Source organism: Flavicella sp. IMCC45668, assembly GCF_057219105.1.
In genome coordinates this window covers 1,491,082-1,512,784 of record NZ_CM170114.1, presented here as the reverse complement: position 1 = coordinate 1,512,784, position 21,703 = coordinate 1,491,082, and the positions used below count along the sequence as shown (strand labels likewise).

The 21,703-nt window shown below is 33.7% G+C and carries 15 protein-coding genes; 7 read left to right on the top strand and 8 right to left on the bottom strand.

Annotated elements, in window-relative coordinates; genetic code table 11:
* Nucleotides 1–24: 24 nt before the first annotated feature.
* From AC2DZ0_RS06545 to AC2DZ0_RS06515, 7 genes are all read left to right on the top strand, one after another.
* Complete coding sequence (locus AC2DZ0_RS06545; RefSeq protein ID WP_484644468.1) at nucleotides 25–903, top strand: AraC family transcriptional regulator; 879 nt, start codon at nucleotides 25–27, stop codon at nucleotides 901–903.
* Nucleotides 904–1,042: 139 nt separating this feature from the next.
* Complete coding sequence (locus tag AC2DZ0_RS06540; RefSeq protein WP_484644467.1) at nucleotides 1,043–2,704, top strand: UxaA family hydrolase; 1,662 nt, start codon at nucleotides 1,043–1,045, stop codon at nucleotides 2,702–2,704.
* Nucleotides 2,705–2,731: 27 nt separating this feature from the next.
* On the top strand, nucleotides 2,732–3,511 hold the full coding sequence (locus tag AC2DZ0_RS06535; RefSeq protein WP_484644465.1) for an SDR family NAD(P)-dependent oxidoreductase: 780 nt from the start codon (nucleotides 2,732–2,734) through the stop codon (nucleotides 3,509–3,511).
* A gap of 18 nt (nucleotides 3,512–3,529) precedes the next feature.
* On the top strand, nucleotides 3,530–4,384 hold the full coding sequence (locus tag AC2DZ0_RS06530) for a fumarylacetoacetate hydrolase family protein (RefSeq protein WP_484644464.1): 855 nt from the start codon (nucleotides 3,530–3,532) through the stop codon (nucleotides 4,382–4,384).
* Between the two features lie 341 nt (nucleotides 4,385–4,725).
* On the top strand, nucleotides 4,726–5,874 hold the full coding sequence (locus AC2DZ0_RS06525; RefSeq protein ID WP_484492216.1) for an alpha-hydroxy acid oxidase: 1,149 nt from the start codon (nucleotides 4,726–4,728) through the stop codon (nucleotides 5,872–5,874).
* 96 nt (nucleotides 5,875–5,970) lie between these two features.
* Entirely contained in the window at nucleotides 5,971–6,393 is a 423-nt protein-coding gene (gene ndk / locus AC2DZ0_RS06520; RefSeq protein WP_484644463.1) for a nucleoside-diphosphate kinase, read from the top strand.
* 12 nt (nucleotides 6,394–6,405) lie between these two features.
* A complete protein-coding gene (locus tag AC2DZ0_RS06515; RefSeq protein ID WP_484644462.1) occupies nucleotides 6,406–6,570 on the top strand; it encodes a hypothetical protein in 165 nt (54 codons plus the stop codon).
* Between the two features lie 173 nt (nucleotides 6,571–6,743).
* Here AC2DZ0_RS06515 and AC2DZ0_RS06510 read toward each other — a convergent pair whose 3' ends face one another.
* The 8 genes from AC2DZ0_RS06510 to AC2DZ0_RS06475 all read right to left on the bottom strand — a co-directional run bounded on the left by AC2DZ0_RS06510 (nucleotide 6,744) and on the right by AC2DZ0_RS06475 (nucleotide 21,693).
* A complete protein-coding gene (locus AC2DZ0_RS06510; RefSeq protein ID WP_484644460.1) occupies nucleotides 6,744–8,039 on the bottom strand; it encodes a TRAP transporter large permease in 1,296 nt (431 codons plus the stop codon).
* Complete coding sequence (locus tag AC2DZ0_RS06505; protein WP_484492212.1) at nucleotides 8,039–8,506, bottom strand: TRAP transporter small permease; 468 nt, start codon at nucleotides 8,504–8,506, stop codon at nucleotides 8,039–8,041. Before AC2DZ0_RS06505 ends, AC2DZ0_RS06510 begins: the two co-directional genes overlap by 1 nt.
* A gap of 7 nt (nucleotides 8,507–8,513) precedes the next feature.
* A complete protein-coding gene (locus tag AC2DZ0_RS06500) occupies nucleotides 8,514–9,494 on the bottom strand; it encodes a TRAP transporter substrate-binding protein (RefSeq protein WP_484644459.1) in 981 nt (326 codons plus the stop codon).
* 116 nt (nucleotides 9,495–9,610) lie between these two features.
* Nucleotides 9,611–12,661, bottom strand: coding sequence for a chondroitinase family polysaccharide lyase (locus AC2DZ0_RS06495; protein WP_484644458.1), 3,051 nt, complete (start codon nucleotides 12,659–12,661; stop codon nucleotides 9,611–9,613).
* Between the two features lie 150 nt (nucleotides 12,662–12,811).
* Entirely contained in the window at nucleotides 12,812–14,215 is a 1,404-nt protein-coding gene (locus tag AC2DZ0_RS06490; RefSeq protein ID WP_484644456.1) for a T9SS type A sorting domain-containing protein, read from the bottom strand.
* Nucleotides 14,216–14,423: 208 nt separating this feature from the next.
* Nucleotides 14,424–15,899 (bottom strand): T9SS type A sorting domain-containing protein, encoded by a 1,476-nt coding sequence (locus AC2DZ0_RS06485; protein WP_484644455.1) that lies wholly within the window; start codon nucleotides 15,897–15,899, stop codon nucleotides 14,424–14,426.
* Between the two features lie 149 nt (nucleotides 15,900–16,048).
* On the bottom strand, nucleotides 16,049–19,921 hold the full coding sequence (locus tag AC2DZ0_RS06480) for a chondroitinase family polysaccharide lyase (RefSeq protein WP_484644454.1): 3,873 nt from the start codon (nucleotides 19,919–19,921) through the stop codon (nucleotides 16,049–16,051).
* Between the two features lie 110 nt (nucleotides 19,922–20,031).
* Nucleotides 20,032–21,693: a glycosyl hydrolase family 28-related protein gene (locus AC2DZ0_RS06475; protein WP_484644453.1), complete on the bottom strand. Its 1,662-nt coding sequence runs from the start codon at nucleotides 21,691–21,693 to the stop codon at nucleotides 20,032–20,034.
* Nucleotides 21,694–21,703 lie beyond the last annotated feature (10 nt).

Below are 21,703 nucleotides of genomic sequence, written 5' to 3'. Positions count from 1 at the left end.
CAAGAGTTTAATTAGTATTGTTTTATGAAACTTCACCTTTTAGATAGAAGCAGTATTAGCAATAGTTCTTTTACGACTAAAGTAAATGAATATCCTTATTTTTTGAAAATATGGCACTATCATCCAGAATTGGAACTCGTGGTGATTTTAAAAAGTGAAGGAACCTGTTTTGTGGGAGATAGCATAGAAAAATTTGAAGTAGGTGATGTAGTACTTATTGGCAAAAATTTACCTCATATGTGGTTGAATGATGAAAATTATTTTAACCAGGACAAAGAGGAAGCAGCAAAAGCAATTGCAATCCATTTTAAACAGAATTATTTAGGAGAAGCTTTTTTTGAAACGCCAGAGATGATTCATCTTTTGGAATTATTTGAAAGATCAAAGTGTGGATTAAAGTTCTTGAATGTAGGAAAGGGAATAATTGATGAAATTCAGGAAATGCTGGAAATGAAGGGATTTCAAAAAACGATTTCTTTTTTGATGATTCTAGATAAATTAGCGAAACACAAAAACATAAAAAAGCTTGCCAGTGATGGTTTTGTAAATTCTTTCAAGGCAACCAAAAGTGAAATTCAAGATAAAGTGCAAGCGTATATTTTTAAAAATTTCAATAAGGAAATAAATTTAGAAGAGGCGGCCAATATTGCACATATGAATATTTCAGCATTTAGTCGTTATTTTAAGCGTGTGAACAGAAAAACTTTTTCTAGGTATGTGACTGAAATTAGAATTGGTTATGCTTGTAAATTATTGATGGAAAAGCGTTTTAATATTGCAGCGGTTTGTTATGAATCAGGTTTTAATAATATTTCAAATTTTAATAGACAGTTCAAATTGGTAATGAATTGTACTCCATCGGATTACTTAAAAAACTACAACGTAAAAACGAATAATATTTGATCTTTATAAAGGTATTATTGCTTAAGTTTTTGTTTTCTTTTAGTTAAAGCAATAATAGTATCATGTTTAGCTATATTGCTATAACATGCACATGCTAATTCCATTTAATTTTGTCTCATATCAAATGAGAATAAATGTTATGGAAAATAGCAAGCAGATTTTACAAATTCATAAAAAGGATAATGTTCTTGTCGCGTTGACAGATTTGTCGCGGTTAACCGAGGTGATTTTTGAGGATTTTTCTTATCGTGTTCAAGAGGATATTCCAGCAAAACATAAATTTAGTATAACGGCTTTAGATAAAGGTGATGCAGTTTATATGTATGGGGTTTTGGTAGGAAGAGCAACTAAATTGATTCCTAGAGGAGGTTTGATCAGTACTGCCAATTTGGAACACGATACAGAAAAATATGCTGTATCCGATACTGATAGCACGGTAGATTGGAATGCTCCTGATATTTCTAGGTTTGAGCATAAAACATTCAATGGCTATCATAGAGCAGATGGGAAAGTTGGGACAGAGAATCATTGGCTGATCATACCTTTGGTTTTTTGTCAAAATAGAAATGTAGAAGTATTAAAAGATTCTTTGGTCGAGCAATTAGGATTTTCCCAAAAGCAAGGAGCACAATACGATGTCAAAAGTCTTATTGAGAGTTATAAAAATGGTGCTACTGAGTCACAATTATTGGAGCAGGATATTATCACTAGCCATCATAGTTTTTATAAAAACCCGCTGTTTCCAAATATTGATGGAATAAAGTTTTTAACCCATGAAGGTGGGTGTGGGGGTGCTACATCAGATTCGGTAACTTTATGTAATTTATTAGCAGGTTATATCAATAATCCCAATGTTGCAGGTGCAACTATTTTAAGTTTGGGGTGCCAACATGCTCAGGCAACTATTTTACAAAAAGCATTGAAGAAAATGTCACCTCGGGTTAGTAAACCAATGTATGTTTTAGAGCAGCAACAAAGTATTTCAGAAAAAGAATTAGTTTCTGAAGCCATTAAAAAAACATTTATTGGTCTTATAAAAGCAAATAAAATTGAAAGAAAACCGGCTCCATTAAGTAAGTTGGTAATTGGATTGGAGTGTGGGGGGTCTGATGGATTCTCAGGGATTTCTGCAAATCCTACTTTGGGATATGTTTCTGATTTAATTGTTGGCCTAGGGGGTGCTACGGTTTTGTCTGAGTTTCCTGAACTAAATGGTGTTGAACAAGAATTGATCAACCGGTGTTCAAATTCAAAAATAGCAAATAAATTTTCAGAAATAATGTCAGTTTACAGTGAAAAAGCTGATGCATTGGGAGCTGGATTTTATGCGAATCCATCTCCTGGAAATATTAAAGATGGATTGATAACGGATGCCATTAAATCTGCTGGTGCCGCAAAAAAAGGAGGTACATCTCCAATTCAAGATGTTCTAGATTATACAGAGCAAGTTGAAAAAGCTGGATTGAATTTACTCTGTACACCAGGAAATGATGTGGAATCAACAACGGGTTTGGCTGGTTCAGGAACTAATGTTATCTTGTTTACAACTGGTTTGGGTACCCCCACAGGGAATCCGATTACACCTGTTATAAAGGTTGCGTCAAATTCAAAATTGTATCAAAAAATGAATGATATAATAGATTTTAATACAGGGAATATTATTGAAGGAACCAGTAATATTAAAGAAACAGGAGAAGAATTATTAGCATATATCATAAAGGTAGCAAGTGGAGAACAAACCAAAGCAAGGTTGCTAGGGCAAGATGATTTTATTCCTTGGAAACGAGGAATGTCTCTATAGATATCAGAATAACATAATCAGAACACTATGAAGTTTAGTTTAAAAAATAAAATAGCTCTTGTTACTGGTGGAGGTAGTGGAATAGGTAAAGCTATTTCGCTCACTTTCGCAGAACAAGGCGCTCAGGTACATATATTAGATTTTAATTTAGAGGGGGCTCAGGAAACAATTGCTGAAATTGAGAGCTTGGGAGGTGTTGGTAAAGCACATCAATGTGATGTATCGAATCAGAAAAATGTGAACGAAATTATTGAGAGTATTTCAAATCAAGGGAGTATCTCAATATTAGTAAACAATGCAGGAATTGCTCATGTAGGGAATATTGAAGCTGTAGAGGAACAAGATTTGGATCGATTGTATAACGTGAATATCAAAGGGGTTTATAATTGTATCAAAGCAAGTATTCCTTCTTTAAAAGAAAATGGTGGAGGTGTTATTCTTAACTTAGCTTCTATTGGGTCTACGGTAGGGTTGAACGATAGGTTTGCTTATTCAATGTCCAAAGGAGCTGTATTGACCATGACATACTCTATTGCAAAGGATTATATAGAGGATGGAATCCGATGTAACTGTATTGCTCCGGGTAGGGTTCATACACCGTTTGTAGATGGCTTTATAAAAAAGAATTATCCTGGAGAAGAGGAAGAAATGTTTGAGAAATTATCTAAAACACAGCCTATAGGTAGAATGGGAAGTACTCAGGAAATTGCAGATTTGGTTTTGTTTTTGTGTTCTGATGAGGCAGGTTTTATTACAGGATCAAATTACCCAATCGATGGAGGCTTTGTAACATTAAATGGAAAATAATAAAATAAATAATACGATATGAAATTAATTAGATTTGGAGCTGTTGGTGACGAAAAACCGGGGGTTCAATTAGCAAACGGAAAAAAAATTGATGTTTCTGAATTTGGTTCAGATTATAATGAGGATTTTTTTGGAAATGATGGGATTCTTAAATTAAAAAAGTGGTTAGAAGTCAATGAGGCTAACTGTCCAGAAATAGAGGATGAGGTTAGGTTAGGAGCTCCTTTAACAAGGCCTTCTAAGATAGTTTGTGTTGGATTGAATTATGCACAACATGCGGCGGAAGCAGGGATGGAAGTGCCTAAGGAGCCTGTATTGTTTTTCAAGGCAACCTCAGCGATGGTTGGGCCCTATGATGATATTATGATTCCTAAAGGGAGTACTAAAACAGATTGGGAAGTTGAATTGTCTGTTGTGATTGGAAAAAAAGCTTCTTATTTAGAGAAAGATGAAGTGTTAGATCATATAGCAGGTTATGTATTGCACAATGATGTAAGTGAAAGAGCTTTTCAATTAGAGCGTTCCGGGCAATGGGTAAAAGGAAAAAGTTGCGATACCTTCGCTCCGATAGGTCCTTTTATCGCAACAACGGATGAAATTGAAGATCCTAATAATTTGAATCTTTGGTTGAAATTAAATGGAAAAGTGATGCAGAATAGCTCTACTTCAGATTTTATCTTTAATATTCAAGAGGCAATAAGTCATATTTCTCAATTCATGACATTGTTACCTGGTGATATTATATCAACAGGAACTCCATTTGGAGTTGGGATGGGATTGAAACCCGAATTGTACTTAAAACCAGGTGATGTAGTTGAGCTTGGAATTGAAGGTTTGGGAGTCTCTAAGCAAAATGTGATAGCTTATCAATAATAGTATTTAGTTTAGTTTTAAGCGTAAAGGTTTGTTTTTTCTAATGTTTGTTGGAAAGGGCAAACCTTTTTATTTTATAAAATGAAACTGAAAATTGCAGTTTATGGTTGTTTGTGTGTTATTAGGCAAAAAAAGTATCAATATGGATCAAATATTAGGGAGACTCCAGGTGTTAAAAGCAATAATATTGTATTGTGAAATTATTCATGGTATTTTAAAAGAGTAAAATAGAAACGCGTGAAATAAGTATCATTAAGCAGAACTGTAAAGTATAGTTGTTCTTTAGCTAGTTCTTAATTTTGAAGACATTATTGTCAAAAACGATATAAACATAAACCAAAATGAAATTAACAATCAATCCCAAATATCCATCGGTAGACGATTTACGAAAGAGAGCAATGGTAAAAATGCCAAAATTTGCTTTTGAATATTTAGATGGAGGTTGTAATGAAGATATCAATTTAGATAAAAACAGAACTGATTTGCAAAAGATAGAATTGATGCCTCAGTATTTATCTAGTTTTGAAAAGTCAGAAATGAAAACTGAATTATTTGGACATACGTATGATGCTCCGTTCGGAATTGCTCCAGTTGGGCTTCAAGGATTGATGTGGCCAAATGCTCCAGAAATCCTAGCCAAATCAGCAAAAGAACATAATATCCCGTTTATTTTAAGTACTGTAACTACTTCTAGTATTGAACGTGTTGCAGAAATTACAGAAGGAAAATCATGGTTTCAGTTGTACCATCCTGCTGAGGAATCTGTAAAAAGAGATTTGTTAGATAGAGCTGCCGCAGTAGGTACAGATGTATTAGTTATTTTGGCAGATGTGCCTACCTTTGGGTATAGACCTAGAGATGTTCGTAATGGATTGGCAATGCCTCCAAGTATGAGTATTAAAAATATCATAGAAGTAATGAAAAAGCCTGATTGGGCTTTACAGACCTTAATTCATGGGCAACCTAGTTTTAAAACTTTAGAAAAATATATGCCTAAAGGATTAAATTTAAAAAAGTTAGGTGAATTTATGGATGCAACATTTTCAGGAAGACTTAATGAAGAAAGAATTGCTTCTATTCGTGAACAATGGAAAGGGAAATTGGTTATCAAAGGAGTTGTAAGTGAAGAAGATGCGCAAAAAGCAATAAATTTGGGAGTTGATGGAATCATTGTTTCCAACCATGGAGGGCGTCAGTTAGATGCAGGGCAATCTTCTATCGTTCCAATGACCAACTTAGCAGAGAAGTTTGGTGATCAAATAAAAATAATGGTTGACTCTGGTTTGAGAGGAGGTCCGGATATTGCTAGAGCAATGGCTAGTGGAGCAGATTTTACTTTTATGGGAAGAAGTTTTATGTATGGAGTAGGTGCTTTAGGTAAACAAGGAGGTGATCATACAATTTCTTTAATGAAAAGAGAATTGTTACAAGTAATGGAGCAAATTTGCTGTCAAGAAACAGGAGCTTTTCAACCTCATTTAATTAAATAGGACCTAATGTATCAGAGGTCCTGTTTTGAATAGAATAAAAGAAAGTTAGATTTTAGCATGATTATCAATATCACGGGTTTTAAATTAAGAAAATAAATGATTACAAATAGAACGTTTACAATGCTAAAGCCAGATGCAATAGCCAAAGGTTATATGATGCCTATTTTAAATAAGATTGATACAGCCGGTTTTAAGGTGGTAGCTTTGAAGTTAACTCAATTGGACGAACAAAAGGCTTCTGATTTTTATGAGATTCATAAGGGTAAAGCGTTTTTCAACGAATTGATTGCTTACATGACTAGCGGGCCAATAATAGCCGCTGTTTTAGAAAAAAATAATGCAGTAAATGATTTCAGAACATTAATTGGTGCAACTGATCCTCAAAAAGCTCTAGAAGGAACGATAAGAAGTCAATTTGCTGAATCTATTTCTCAAAACGCAATTCATGGCTCTGATTCAAATGAAAACGCTTTTATCGAAAGTGAGTTTCATTTTGATGTAACTGAAATATTTAATTAAGAGGAAACAATAATGACTGCAGAAAATCAAATTATTGAATTTTTATTACATTCAGATAAATTTCAACAAAGATCTTCACTGATTCGTTTGGCAAAACAATACATGAATCATAATGTTGATAGAATAAGAGCTTACGAACTGGCCTTAGAAGATCTTGATATTAGTATTGAATATTAATTATTAGGTAAAATTATATAAGTCTCTTCAATTTTTTGAAGGGGCTTTTTTTATGAATAAAATAAAAGTAAATATTTTGGAATACAATTCTCACTTTAAGATGAGATTTTAGGAAAAAACAAAAGCCTTTCAAATTATTTGAAAGGCTTTTGTTTTGAACGGATAATGGATTATTACAATCCAAATACGCTAGGTAACCATAAACTTAATGCTGGGATATATGTGATCAACATTAATGCTAAAATCATGGCTAAGAATAATGGTAATAATGGTTTTACTACCTTTTCAATAGTTGTATTTGCAATTCCCACCCCAACGAATAGAACTGAACCCACAGGAGGTGTACAAAGTCCGACACATAAATTTAGAACCATTATGATACCAAATTGTACCGGGTCCATTCCGAGTTTGGTAATGATAGGTAAAAATATTGGAGTAAAAATAAGAACAGCAGGAGTCATGTCCATAAATACACCAACGAATAGTAAAAGGAAATTTATGATTAATAGGATAACAATTTTGTTGTCGCTAATTCCTAGTAAAACTTCAGAAATATTCTGAGGAATATTTTCATATGACATTACCCAAGACATACTCATTGAGGCACCAATCAACAACATTACTATTGCTGTAGTTCCACAAGAATCTAATAATATTTGAGGTAAATCTTTTACGGTAATTTCCTTATACCAAAATCCTAGGATAAGAGTATACAGAACAGCAATTGCTGATGCCTCTGTTGCGGTAAAAATTCCAACAACAATTCCACCAATAACGACTACTAACAGCATTAAACTAGGGAAAGCTTCAATAAAAGTTTTTCCTACAGCTCTAAAAGTACTTCTTTCTCCTAGTTTGTATCCTTTTTTCTTTGCCCAAAAGGAAGCGACAACCATCAATAACAGCCCCGTTAATATTCCAGGTATGTACCCAGCAATAAAAAGAGCAGCAATAGAAACTCCTCCACTAGCAAGAGAATATACGATTAGTACATTACTTGGCGGGATGATCAAACCTATGGTTGACGAAGTAATATTTACAGCAGCTCCAAACTCTTTAGAGTATCCTTCTTTTTCCATTTCTGGTCCTAAAATACTTCCCATTGCAGAAGCAGATGCCATGGCAGAACCAGCTATAGAACCCATTAGCATGGCCGCAATTACATTGATCAAGGCTAATCCTCCAGGAAGAGAGCCTACTAAGGTTTTTGCAAAATTTATCAATCGATGTGCAATTCCTCCTTTGTTCATGAGTTGACCTGACAAAACAAAAAATGGTATGGCTAATAAAGCAAAACTATCCAAACCTGTTCCTATTCGTTGAGACACCGTTGTGAGTGCTGGTAAAACAGGAATACTAGCAAACATAGTTAGTAGCGATGAAATAGCGATACTCCATGCTACGGGAACTCCGATTAATAAAAAACTTAGAAAACTTAAAACTAATATGACTACTGGTATATATTCCATTACGATAATTGTTTGTTGATGATATCTGAGACTTTGTAAAAAATGATTAAGACTCCACTGATTGGAATTACTAAATAAACCAATGCAAGTGGAATTTGTAAGGCAGCAGAATATTGCTCTAGACTATAAGTGATATACACCAATCTAATTCCCCCAACAATCAAAGCCCCGAAACAGAACATTATAATTAAAATATTTACAAAAACTTTTAGTTTAGCTTGATTAGCAGCACTTAGTTTTTGTGGTATTAAGTCAATGGCTACGTGCATTCTTTTACCAGAAATATAAGCGGCTCCTAACACCCCAACCCAAATCATTAAATATCTTGCTAGTTCATCTGTAAAAGAACTAGGTGTCCCAATAACAAATCTTGTGAACACTTGCCATAATACATTAATCACCATAACTCCCATAATAACAGAAAGTGAGGTTCCTAAAACAGTATCTACTTTTTTTCTAATATCCATAATAGTATTATTTAACTGCTTGAATTCTATGAATCAAACTGTATACATCATTCTCATCTTTGTAATCTTCATACATCGAGGTTACTTTTTTTTGGAAAAGAGTTTTATCAGGTCTGATAATTTCTACTCCAGCCTTTTGAACTTCCTCCAAAGCTTCTTTTTCTGCGGCTGCCCATAACTCTCTTTGATACTTGACAGATGCAGTCGCCGAAGCTTGTACCCATTCTTGTTGTTGTGAGTTTAAGCTGTTCCATAAATGAGTCCCCATAATTAATACATCTGGAACTGTGGTATGTTCATCTAAAGAATAAAATTTACAAACTTCGTAATGACGAGATAAATAAAAACTAGGAGGATTGTTTTCTGCTCCATCTACCACACCTTGTTGCAAAGAAGTATATAATTCTCCCCAAGAAATTGGAGTAGGGGAACCACCTAAACTATTTACCATATTCATGGCAGTAACACTTTCCATAACACGAATTTTCAAACCTTTTAAATCTTCAGGTTTTGAAATAGGTCGGTCTTTTGTATAAAAACTTCTACTTCCAGAATCATAATATCCTAAACCTTTAAGCCAATATTTTTGTCCTCCATCCAATAATTCTTTTCCTATTTCTCCGTCCAAAACGTTAAAAGCATGTGCACGATCTCTAAATAGAAAAGGCAAACCAAATACTTTCATATTTGGAGCGAAATTCTCCATAATGGCAGCGGATACTTTTGTCATACCTAAACTACCAATTTGTAACAGTTCAACAGTTTGACGCTCATTACCAAGTTGTTGGTTTGGATATATTTCGATGGCTAAAGTACCTCCAGATCTTTTTTCTAAATCACTAGCCATAAACTCCATGGCTTTATGCACAGGGTGACTCATGTCTAATCCGTGCGCTAACTTAATGGTCTTCGTCTTTTGAATCGATTCACAAGAGTAAAGAGAAAAGAGGAGTATAGCCATTAGGATAGCTATAGGTGTTTGCTTCATTGTTGGTTTTGTTTAGAACTCCTGAGTAGGAGCGTTTTAATTTTGTGTAAATATAGCAAAAAGCACCCGAATAATACAATCGATTGTATTTGTTTTTTTATTTCATTCAGTTACATCTATTTAAGATCAAGTTTTAATGTAGATTTAAAACCATGTTGCAAAACCATTTCTACAATTGTATTTCCATTTTCAATACTAACTTTCTTGATATCCGGATTAGTTTTGATAGACCAGCTACCTTTAAAGGTAACCGTTAAGTCAATTTTTCTACTATTATTGATATATCTATTTGATCTAACTTCTTCAAAATTCAAATCAGGTTGTACAACAGAAACTTCATAGGCGTTGTTTGCATGCTTTTTTGACATTAGGATAGCGGGAGCAGAAACATTGGCTAAAACTCCTTGTTGTATAGATTCCTTTTCATTGAAAATTACATAGGCTATGGTGTTGGTAGTTTCATCTTTTACAATATGAGCATTTCCGTTTGCTTGAAAAATTTTATATGATTTGTCTTTTTTTGCATTTTTTCCAAATTTCTTCATCATTTCTTTTTTCAAAAAAGGATAAATCACATATTGGTAGGATGCATCGCTAGGTGTTGTTCCATGATCGATCCATGCTGAGGCAAATTTTCCTTTGGTTTCTTTTTGTCCTTTTCCCTTTGGATCCATTTTACCAGTCTTTATGGAATATTTGTTATGAAAAGAGTGTTGTTCTTTTCTAGCCATAGCAACTTTGGAATCAGACAAAATATAATAACCATTTCCATAGGGGTCAATTATATAGTTTCCAAAGTCGCTTTCATAAGGAAGTTTTGTAATATTTCCCTTTTTTTGTGTGATGGTAACATTGTTCGATTTTGTTAGTGCGGTTTGAAATAAATTTGTTTGTGCAGGGTGATTCGGGTCTTCACTAGAAATATTTGTTCCGATACAAATTATTTTTTTTCCGAAAGAGAAAATAGACTTTTTTGCTTTTAATTTTCCAGGGAAACCAACATTGACTTCATTTCCATCTGCATTAGAACCTTTAGATTCATTTAAGATCATTCCAAAAACACCATTTCCATCTTGTTCAAGAGCTCCTGCAAAAGTTTCACAAGATCGATACATTAATAAAGGAGTATTTGGTTCTAATTCTTCTAAAGGTAAATATATAATGGTGGCTCCTGGGTATCGATTCCAATCCCAACCATTTTGTTGAAAACCACTTTTTAATTCTCCTTTTTCATTTAATAATTGAATAGTTCCATTGGCAGGGTACCTTCCATACCGATTTGAACCAACATAAATTTCAGAGGCCCAAACATATTTACTATAACCTTTGATAATTGCAGCCCAATTATTTCTCCTATGAATGGCTGTAGCGGCATACGGTAGGGTTTTATAGCCGTCTAAATTTTCTTCTTGAAACTGATTAAGTTTATTAAAAGTTTCTCTGTTTAGGGCATCACTTTTACCCCAAAGTCTCAGGTAAGCACTGGCAATTTCCTTGTCAATCTTTTCTGTGCCTTCTGGATTACCTGAATAAGCCATTTGTAAGTAGGACGATTTTAAGGATTTTATATTACTTTTTTCTAAGGGATGTCTACCTGCATTACCAAAACCATAATCGAACTTTTGACTGTATTGACGCGTTGTTAAAAATGCATTTTTAAAGTTTGTATGTCCTTCTTCCGAAATTCTAAAACTTGTTCCAGATAGAGTTTGAATGATTCTCGGGACATTCCTAAAAGCACCCATTCCATAGGCAGGGTAATGACCGTTGTGGTGCCAAGAGGTACCATCAATTTTAAAACCCCATTCTTGATTTTGTTGGCCTAAGGTAATGCCAATATAATTGGAATATGCTTTTAAAATAGTGCTTTGTTTGGAGGTGTCATCTACCATAAATATTAGAAGTAAGTGATAATACGCTTGGGTATTCAGATAATCAAGATTTACATGGAATTTTGTTTCATCATCTAGTACCATTCCTAAATTAAACAACCAATGTAAACTACCACCAACTTCATTTAATAGTCCAGCCTCTTCTAGGGTTTTTCTCATCATAAAAAATCCTTCAGCTAATTCTCTTACATTATATCCAATATGATGCCTAGTACCTCCAGAGGCTCCTTCCTGCCATCCTTGATCTAAATAGTATTTGGTTGCCATTAAGAAGATCCTTTCAAGTTCCTTTTTTTCATTTGGTGATGCTGAATAAAAGGCTTGTCCAATGTTTCGAACTAATTTTCCTAGTTTGTTGATCTCATTATTTTTCAATTTTCCTTGCTGTTTAGGATTAAAGTAAACTTGTTCTTGTTTGAAATTCATAGGAGGACCAACAATAGTATTACCGTTATCAATTAAATCAAGTTTATGAAAAGAAGATTTTATTTTTTCTAAATCTATTTTTCTTTTTTTATAAGTACCTATAGCATTATCTAATTTTTTTTCAACACTCGTTAGGTCTTTAAGTTGAGTTTTTTTTATTGCTTCAGGTTGAATTTTGTTAATAAAATCCATATTTGAAATTAAAGGCATCCAGTGATCTGAACCTGGCTCTTTATCAGATTTTATAAACGGAACAATTCTATCTGGATAGGAATGTCTGTCATCTTGGTATTGAGAAAATACAATGTCATCAAAATACAAAGTCCCTTGTGGAGCTTTGGTGCTAATAGAAAATTCACTAATATTTATGGCTTCTCCCTTTTTAGGAGTTGTACCCTTCATTTCGTAATAGGGTACCCAAATGGTTCTCCAGCCAGTAAAATTCAATTCTATCTCAAAAAAGATATCATTGTTATTATGGTTTTTTGCGGCAATTTTTATTTTTTCATTTTGAGCAATTTCATTGTAAATGGACATTGAGAGGGTAGGACTTGCAGGAAAATGATCTCCATATTTTAAAGGACTCTCTTCTAATCCTAAAGTCTTAAAATTTTTTGTAGAGAAAGATCCTGCTTGTTTCCATGACCATTCCAAAGAATTTTCGCCAAACTTGTGATGTTTTTTACTAAGAGACAAATTAGTTCCTTTAGTATGGGAATAAAATTTTAACGAGTTGTTATTTTCAAAAGATTCTACGGCTGGTTTATTTTGAGAAAATACAACGAATGTCTGCAAGGCAAAAATAACGCTGATAAAAAGGTTATGCTTTTGAACGAAAGGATAAATCATGTTTCTAATTTAATATTAATTGAGTACTTGATAAAATTAAGATAGTATTGTGTTAGAATTGAGGGGATTTTTGGTCTTCAACAAGGGGGAGAATAGTCAAAAAAAAAGCCCTCTATATGAATAGAGAGCTTTTTGAAATTTTAGAAGAATTTATTCTATAACAATTCTTGTACTTGAAGATATACCTTTTTTTGATGTGAGATGTACTAAGTATAGGCCTGGTTTTATATGTTGAACATCAATAGCGGAAGTTGAACTAGATTGATAAATCACAGTACCTGTAAGATCAATTAATTGTAGTTGATCGATATGGACGTTTTGTTCAGTTTGAATAAATAATCTATTGGTCGCTGGATTAGGGTACGCTCTGAAGCGAACTTTTTCTTGTGATTTTGTATTGGCCACTTCACTGAAAGTTGTCCACATTAAATTGTCAAATGCCACAGAACCATTTGAAGTGTCAGCATTTTTAAAACCTAGAGTGAAATCCCCAGAAATGTTTATATTTTCAACCTTAAAAATATATTCCTCGTCATTTGTAGTGTTGCTAGTTGTTCCTACGCTAATCCCATTTACAAGCAACTCTAAATTAGCCAAGTTCGTGGAAAATATATTTTTGCAGGATACTGCAAATGATTTGATACCACCAGATATAGTTCCTGAAGTCAATCCTGTTTTATCCGCTACCATGTAGATTTCTTTTGTTGGACCGATTCTATTTGTCGTAGTTTTTCCTTCTATGGTCCAAGAAAAGCCATTATCTCCGCTATAAGTCTCTGTAGACCATATATTCGTTTCGTCCGTGTAGTTCTCTAGAGTCTCTTGGTAACCGTTCCAGGCATATTTAACATCAGAAATATTCCAGTTACCGTTTCTGTTTTCTGTACCGCTAAACGGGTTTCCGTCGTCGTGGTAAGTGTATTTAAAGGCCAATACAAATTTATCCGCACCAGAAGTGTTAATGTGATCCGTAAGATCCAATTTAGAATATGCCCAATTACCATCGTTCGCAAAGGTTCCATTTATATCGATAACATTTGCAGTCACGTCTGTCCAAGTAACAGTAGAAGGATCTGCGCCGTCAGTGTAATTAAAGGCAATCAAAACTTGAAAATCTTCATCATCTGCACCTTCGTGGTACTGGTTCTGAGAGGCAAAGGACACTGATATTTCAATAAATTTTGAAATATCAACACTTTGAGTAACCACCCAACTGATTCCCTCATAATTTTCTGTACTGCTATTCCCAGAAAGTTTAATGGATTTGGCAGTTCTAATATCTGTAAAATGGCCAAAATTATTGGTAGGTCTAGTGAAACCCAAATTACTAGTGCCAGGAGCATCAATGTCATCCGTAGGTAAATTAGCGGTTCTTTTTATTAAGGTAGTTGTTGCTACATTGTTTGGATTATGACTTACAAAACTTGTAAAACCAGAATTGGTGTCAAATTGGAAATCGTTGTATTCCACAATATTTTCAACCTGCCCAAAGCTCGAAAACGTTCCTGTTGAAAGAAGTAAAAGGAAGAATAATGTATATGTAATTTTTTTCATAAAATATTGGAATTGATTATGTTATAAAACTAAAGCATATTGTTGTTAATGATGAGGGAGTAATTGTTCATACCTAAGGGGTATTCTGTTCAATTAATACGTAATGCTTTGGTAATTATGGTTTTGACATGTGTTTGTCTCCCTACTAAAATAAAAAACTCCTTGATTAAAATCAAGGAGTTTTATTAGAGAGGTTGTGTTTTTTAGTTTAATTGATAACAACTCTTTCAGAAAAGTTATCTCCATTGTCTGTTGTTATTTGAAGAATGTAAATTCCTTTTTTGAAATTAGAAACATCTATATGATCCTTGTAGCTATCTTCAAAAATAGATTTTCCAGTCATGTCAATTAGACGAATTGTACGAATAGTAACATCAGACATCTCTTGAATGTATAATTTTGTACTTGCAGGATTTGGATATACCTTTGTTTTATTATTTAGCGCTTGTGTTTTAGTGCTAGCAGTGGCTTCTATTGTTGTGAAATTGGCTTCTTGAAACTCTATGAAGCCGGTATTGTTCGCAGCTGTTAGTTCAGAAGCTAGTACCATTCGGTAATATCTGTATGAAACATTATTAGTGTTAATAGCTCTAGTTTGTTCTGCTGCATCACTGGCAGAATCTTGTGTTGGTGTAAATGCTCCTCCACCCACATCTGTCCAACTCGTTTCATCATTACTTGCTTCTATCTTCCAAGACGTTGGTTCTAGACCAGATTTTGCTGCGTTTCTAACCGTATATTTAAATTCTGATACTATAATTGGATTGTATGCTATAGATACTTTAAATACTGGGCCTTCATTTACCGGGATAGTTTGTCCAGAAATAAATCGTGTTGCATAATTATCGACAGAAAAAATACGATCAAAATATTTTGGATCAAAGTTAGTACTGTTGTTTCCTGAGCTAGCATATGGTTCGTCAAAAATCGAACTCTGTCCTGAAATATTAGAATTTAATGTGATTGTTCCAGGAATTACATCAGTAGGATTTAATTGAAAATTAACGTCCGCAATGTAAAATGTTCCATGAGTATTTACATTAGAAACAAAAAGAGAATTGTCACTTACATTTTTAAAAGCTACGGTAACGTTTGAACTACTTGTGTAAGAAGAAAGATCTAGCTCTCCCAAAACAAAAGTCTCTCCTTTTAAACCGGAGGTAGCGATTTCACCGGTAATATTTGATGTTTCGTTTGTCCAAGTTGCTGTGCTCGGGGCATTTCCGTGTGTGTAATTTGTAGAAACCCATATAGTAAGACTTGAATTCCCACCTATAGCATATCTCTGTTGTGTTCTAAATGAAACACTTGGAGAACTTGTATTTGTAAGGTCTTGAGATGTCATCAATGCCCAAGCCTCAATTTCATGGTTCGTATCAGCAGGACTTCCAGTAACATTTTTAAATGAAATACTTCGCTGGTCTCTTTCAGTTTCCTCAGGTATTCTATTTGTAGGTCTAGATGTGAATACAGGATCAGTATCATCAGCATCAGGTATGTCACCAACTCTTTTACCAATGTCAGCAGCAGTTTGGCCAACATTCGTTACAATTTGAATTGTGAATCCTCTACCTTCATTCTCATATCTAAAATCTTCGTAGTAAAAAGAAGTTTGTGAGGACCCCATAAAGGAAAAAAGTCCTAGGCAAAAAAATAGAATTGTGTTTAATGTAATTTTTCTCATAATAGAATACTTAATTGGTTATATGATGTAAAATTATTTCATTTACATCTTAAGAATAGGGGAGTTATTCTTCCTTTTGAAGGGGTTAATTGTTCGAATTAAAAAAAGCCTCATGAAAATTGTTTTTTTTCTATGAGGCTTTCAGAAGCTTAATTGATTAAGACTTTTTTAGTCAAAATGGCGCCATTTGAAAGATGAACCGTAAGGTAGTAAAGACCTTTTTTGAAATTTATAACCGAAATTGTTTCGGAAGAGTTTTGAGTGTAGACTTTTTGACCAAGACTATTATGTAATTCGACAAAAGTTATTTCTGAATTGGAATCTCCCACTAATAGATTGATATATGAACTAGCTGGATTGGGGTATATTGTAAGTGCAGTTTGAAAAGTATCATCATCGACACTTAAGTTTTCAGAACTTGTAAAGAAGTTTACATCAGAAATATAGAAAGTTCCATTTCTATTACTAGAAGAGTGAGGAGTGTTATTACCTATATATTTAAAGGCCAGCGTGAAATTAGAACTGTCGATATTAGAAATATCTAAGATAGATTTTAAATATATTTGGTCATTGTTGTTATCGTTTTTTGCAATATTACCCAACTGAGAGGTTACATCCGTCCAATTTGCTGTTATTACATTATCAGTATAATCAGTAGAAATGTGCACCGTTAAAGCAGATGACCCACCATTGGCATACCTAGACTCTGTCCAAAAAGAAACATATTTCTTTGTGTCTGATACGTCGATATATGGGTTGTTACTTGATAAATCTACAGAAGTTAATGGAATCCATACTTCCAATTCATAATTTTGTCCTGAGGTAGCACCTACAATTGAAATAGCTTTTTGATCTCTAGAGGTATTGTCTGGAATTCTTACTGTAGATCTTACTTCATTGAATTCTCCATTGGAGTCTTGATTGTCTACTATATCTGATATAATTTTTCCCAATTTAGATTCTAATTGACCGTTTGTGTTTTTTACTACTTGAACATTGTAGCCTCTATTGCCACTATTATATCTAAAATCTTCATAAAAGAAAGAAGGATAAAAAGGGTTGTAAACACCGGAATACAATTCAATATCTACAGGTAATCCATCTTTTAAATCAACCTTTAGAGTAGTTTCATTGACACCTGCAGTAATTTGAACATTACCTCCTGATGAAGTATTTAAGGTCCAATCTCCATTAAGCACCAATGTTGTTGTTATGGATTGGCTTGCACCATAGTCTGTCGCAAAGTTTAAATCTGGTTGAACTAATGATAGGTTTAAATTATTTCCTGCCGTTTCGGTAATTACAAGACAAGGGGTGTCATTACTTTTAATTGGAGTGGCATCTCCGTATTCTCCATTTTGAAATAAAACATATCCATGTTTTGAATTATATTTGATGATATGTGCTGTGGCGTCCTTTTGAATTACTTCATAAACGGACGAAACATTGTTCGACATTTTTTCTGAAAATTCTTGCATTTCCTCTGAGTTACTTCCAGGAATAATTACATATTCATAGCCTTTATCGGTTGGAGAGGTATTATGATTGATATAGGCAGAGGCAAATTTTCCTGTAGTTGTTACAGGAGAGCCATCTTCATTTAACTGTCCATCTTCCATGGGAGAGGTTTGTTGTTTTCTCTCAATTACCACTTCAGAACCTTTTTTGATGTAATATCCTGTATTGAAAGCATCAAGTATCCAGTGGTTCTCATCAGCACTTAAAGGTAAAGGTGTATAAGGAAAAGTAGTTGTGTTAGTGTTATTAATTACGATGGGAGTGTTGGTGTTATTTAATTTGGTTTGGAAAAGATTGGTTGCTGTGATGTTATTGATATCATTGTTATTGATATTTGAACCAAGACAAATAATTTTACCATCAAAACAAAACATTGATTTTTTAAATGTAAAAGTATTGTTGTAACTAGATACAACAGGGTTGTCGTCTTTGTCTTTTTGATTTTCTAGCACGTCCTTTTGTGTGAAATCCATACCAAATATTCCAATGTTTCCTTCGAGTTTGTCATCTACATAATAGTTGGCTTTAGAACCAAATCGAAGGCTGGCAGCAAAGTTAGAATCTGTTTTTTCATCTTGTCTGTTTATGGCAGCCTTTAAATCATCGAAAGGCATATGAATACTTGTAGTTCCGGGAGGCATGTTCCAGTTCCAACCGTTAATATCGAACCCTGAGTTTATATGTCCACCTGGATACATAATTTCCACTGCCCCGTAACTTTGGTATCGGCCATATCGATTATCTTTGGTGTAAATTTCAGTTCCCCAAAAGTACTTGTTGAACCCTTTGATATCCGCGACCCAGTCATCTTGACGGTATACTCCAAGATTAGAGAAGTTTATTTGCCAAAAACCATTTGGTGGGGTTTCTGTAGCGTAACTTTTTGTGTCATCATCAGAGCCTTGAACATAATTGTAAGCACCCACTAATTGTTCATCTACGGGCTCTATAAGTCCCAGGTTTTTGTAAGCACTTGTAATTGAAATTTCATTCAAAGGGGATCTTCCAGAGAGGGAATTACCGAAGTTGTCTTTTGACATTACAACCCTTGCTACTGATAAGACATTTTTGAAAGTTTCTCTTTTTTCAGAAGAAATTCCATAGCTACTACTTGAAATATAATTTACAGCTTGCGCCAAGCTTTTATATGATCCAAAGGCGTATTGAGGGTAGTAAACATGATGATGAAAGCCTGTATAGTCCACTTTAAGTCCATTTCTTTCTTTGGCATAGGTTGTTAACCATGTTTGCGCATAATTCCTAAAACCTTTTAAGTATTGAACTTGGTCTGCTTTAGTTGATTTATATAAACACGCTCCTAAGATAGGAAGAGACCTTGTCAAGGCATCATCCATATTACTTTCATGAGCTGTTGGATGCCAAATAATATCTACTGCTGCATACCATTCTACCATTTTTTGAGCTTGGGTCCATAAGCCTGCATTTTCCAATTCAGTTTTCATTAAATGAACTGATTTAGCTACATTTCTAAATCTATATCCTATATGATGTATCGTTTCTACCAAACTACCATCAGCATATCCTTGGTCCAATAAATATCTAATAGAATTCAGAAAATAAGTAAGGCTTAAGTTATTACCATTGTGTTTATAGTCTCTAGCTAGAATATGAATAAAGTCGTCAACAACCGCTATAGTTTCACTATCTGAATAATCGGTTCCATATATTGGTAATCCAGAAATAATCCCATTATTAAATTCAATTTTTTGCTTAAGGTAGGCTGCAACTGCAATATCTATAGCATCAGAACCTGGTTTGGTACTCAGAATAAATTTGTCATATTCTGTTTTCACTTTGGCAAGATCGATTTCTTCTTGATCTGTTATTGATTCATTATATGCAATGGTTTTAGGTAAAGATTGAAAGTAGATAATATCTCCCCAATGTTCGTTGTTATTTTCATTGATAAATTTTAATTGATTGTCAGGAGCTCTAGAAGTATTTCTATCCATGGTGTAGTCTATATAATCAAAATACACAGTTCCACTTCCTGAAGAAGGAGCTTTAATTTGAAGAGTTCTTATGTCATCATTGTTTTTTGGTCCTTGCATTTCATTTCTATAACTCGCTGAGGCTGCCCTCCAGCCAGTAAAATTTAAATAGAAGTCATAAAAAAATTGAGGATTATCTTCATTGTCTAAAAAAATTATTTCAAAAACATCATTTGGAATAGCCTGCTCTGAGTAGATCCACATTCTAAACATGTTTTTATAATAATCTAAAACTTCGTCTTTTACTAAGCCATTTTGATGAAGATTGGATACTGTTAGTATATCATTAGCCGTCCAGTTCCATTGCAAAGATTTTTCTCCTAATTTGGTGTGTTTATTTGAAATATTTAAAGTTCCAATAGCTGCTGACCAATTACTCGGTGTATCGGTGGTTTCAAAAGATTGATCTTGTGAATGGCTTTTAAAACAGAATAATATAATTCCGATATAAGAGAGTAGGTTTAATGTTTTTTTAATGTTGTTTTTTTTCATTAGTTTTTTAATTAGTTCGATTAAGGTTGAATCCATAAAATTAAAAACATGATGGTTATAGTAGAGGGGGCTGGTTGTTTTTTAGAGAGGGGAATAATGCTCGTAATACTTTACTTGTCTAGTCTTAGCGATAATTGGGTGCTATATAAAGGTATTACTTTTTTACAATTGTTTAAAGCTTCAACATAGATAAAATTATCTTTGCGGTCTTCGTATTTATGTTCAATACTAATTTTTTTATCTTCACTTTTAGATCTAATTGCAATTAGATTGCTCCGAAGATATTGTTTGTGGCAATCAATATGCATTTCGTTTTTAAATTGTTTTGGATTTCTCCATATCCAAGAATAAAAAACTTCGTTAAAACCTTCGTCTTTCCAACCTTCAATTTCTATATCCCAGAAGGTGTTAAATTCGCCAGAATGGGGTAGGTTTTGAGGAGCACCCCCACCAGCTATTTTTTTAATATTAGTTATGTTTTCAAACAAATTATACATAGGAGGACAAAAGCCTGGACTTCCAATACCGTGAAGATCAATGGTAGAAGGGTGTTTGAATTTGATATTTCTAAATACATTTCCAAAGGAACAACCCTCTAAACTAGGTCCGTGAGTCATGTTGCTCTGGATATCAATGTTTTGTACAAGGTTGTCAGAAGAATGATACATTTTTGGGGAATAATGTCCCGCTTTTCCTGTAATGAGGATATTGTCAATAGTAATATTCTTACTATTCACTAAATGTGTGGTTTGGGTATAATTATCAATATGTATATCTCTAATCCATCCATTTGCTACTCTATGCAAATTGATCGCTCCCCAGCCGTAATCCATTTCTCGATTTTCATGATGCTTGTATTTGCCATTCCATGATGATTTGAAATGAAAATGTTCTATCCCTATATTTTCTAACATTGGGATAATGGTAATTTGAGGGTTATATTCTTTGTTAATAGCTCTTCTAGTTGGTTGTTTTATTAAAAGAGTCCTGGTATCTATGATGCGATCTACCTCAACTAGCCATTGAAATGATTTGGCCTTTTGTATACCTGCATTGGTGTAACTTTTTTGAAATTCTTCGAAAACTAATGGCTGCATGAGATCATGCATTAAGTTGCCATTTTTAGTTGTGTTTTGAAGTGATATGATAATATAGGCACCTGCGGTAATGTTTTCAGTTGATTTTACTGGTATTAAAGTAGCATTACTTGGAATACTAGTTGTGATAGTGGTAGTTGCGGGAATTGAATCCACATGAAAAAAACTATGAGTATCATGTAAATTAAGTCCACTATGAAAAACAAAAGGTGAGAGCCAAGGACTATCAGATTCGTCTTGATTTGTAGGAGTTGTACTTAGAATAATAGTTCCATTTTCAGAAGAACCAGATCCTCTTAGAGTAATGTTACTATAGTTGATATGTACAATATCTGTTTTTTTCTTTGATGAATTGACTAGAAAAGTTCCTCTTGGAAATTTTACGATACCACCATGGTTTTTTCCTGCTGCTTCTATGGTTTGATTGATAGCATTGGTGTCATCAATAGTATCGTTGGGGATGGCCCCAAAGTCTAAAACGTTAAAAGAGTGGAGCTGATCGAGGGCAGGAATTTTTTTTTCTCCATACTCGTAACCTGCATAAGAATAATCGGGTAGATTGGAGGAGATTCCCTTTTTTTTGTATTCTTTTAAAATTCTGGGTTCAAAACCATCTTTTGTAGGTTTCGTACAACTAAGAAATATGCAAAAGATAGCAATGAACCAGATTTTCATTTTTATAGTT

Bases quoted from the DNA above. Each gene is read 5' to 3' on its own strand.
- AC2DZ0_RS06545 (WP_484644468.1), top strand. From the start codon at position 25: ATGAAACTTCACCTTTTAGATAGAAGCAGTATTAGCAATAGTTCTTTT.
- AC2DZ0_RS06540 (WP_484644467.1), top strand. From the start codon at position 1,043: ATGGAAAATAGCAAGCAGATTTTACAAATTCATAAAAAGGATAATGTT.
- AC2DZ0_RS06535 (WP_484644465.1), top strand. From the start codon at position 2,732: ATGAAGTTTAGTTTAAAAAATAAAATAGCTCTTGTTACTGGTGGAGGT.
- AC2DZ0_RS06530 (WP_484644464.1), top strand. From the start codon at position 3,530: ATGAAATTAATTAGATTTGGAGCTGTTGGTGACGAAAAACCGGGGGTT.
- AC2DZ0_RS06525 (WP_484492216.1), top strand. From the start codon at position 4,726: ATGAAATTAACAATCAATCCCAAATATCCATCGGTAGACGATTTACGA.
- ndk (WP_484644463.1), top strand. From the start codon at position 5,971: ATGATTACAAATAGAACGTTTACAATGCTAAAGCCAGATGCAATAGCC.
- AC2DZ0_RS06515 (WP_484644462.1), top strand. From the start codon at position 6,406: ATGACTGCAGAAAATCAAATTATTGAATTTTTATTACATTCAGATAAA.
- AC2DZ0_RS06510 (WP_484644460.1), bottom strand. From the start codon at position 8,039: ATGGAATATATACCAGTAGTCATATTAGTTTTAAGTTTTCTAAGTTTT.
- AC2DZ0_RS06505 (WP_484492212.1), bottom strand. From the start codon at position 8,506: ATGGATATTAGAAAAAAAGTAGATACTGTTTTAGGAACCTCACTTTCT.
- AC2DZ0_RS06500 (WP_484644459.1), bottom strand. From the start codon at position 9,494: ATGAAGCAAACACCTATAGCTATCCTAATGGCTATACTCCTCTTTTCT.
- AC2DZ0_RS06495 (WP_484644458.1), bottom strand. From the start codon at position 12,661: ATGATTTATCCTTTCGTTCAAAAGCATAACCTTTTTATCAGCGTTATT.
- AC2DZ0_RS06490 (WP_484644456.1), bottom strand. From the start codon at position 14,215: ATGAAAAAAATTACATATACATTATTCTTCCTTTTACTTCTTTCAACA.
- AC2DZ0_RS06485 (WP_484644455.1), bottom strand. From the start codon at position 15,899: ATGAGAAAAATTACATTAAACACAATTCTATTTTTTTGCCTAGGACTT.
- AC2DZ0_RS06480 (WP_484644454.1), bottom strand. From the start codon at position 19,921: ATGAAAAAAAACAACATTAAAAAAACATTAAACCTACTCTCTTATATC.
- AC2DZ0_RS06475 (WP_484644453.1), bottom strand. From the start codon at position 21,693: ATGAAAATCTGGTTCATTGCTATCTTTTGCATATTTCTTAGTTGTACG.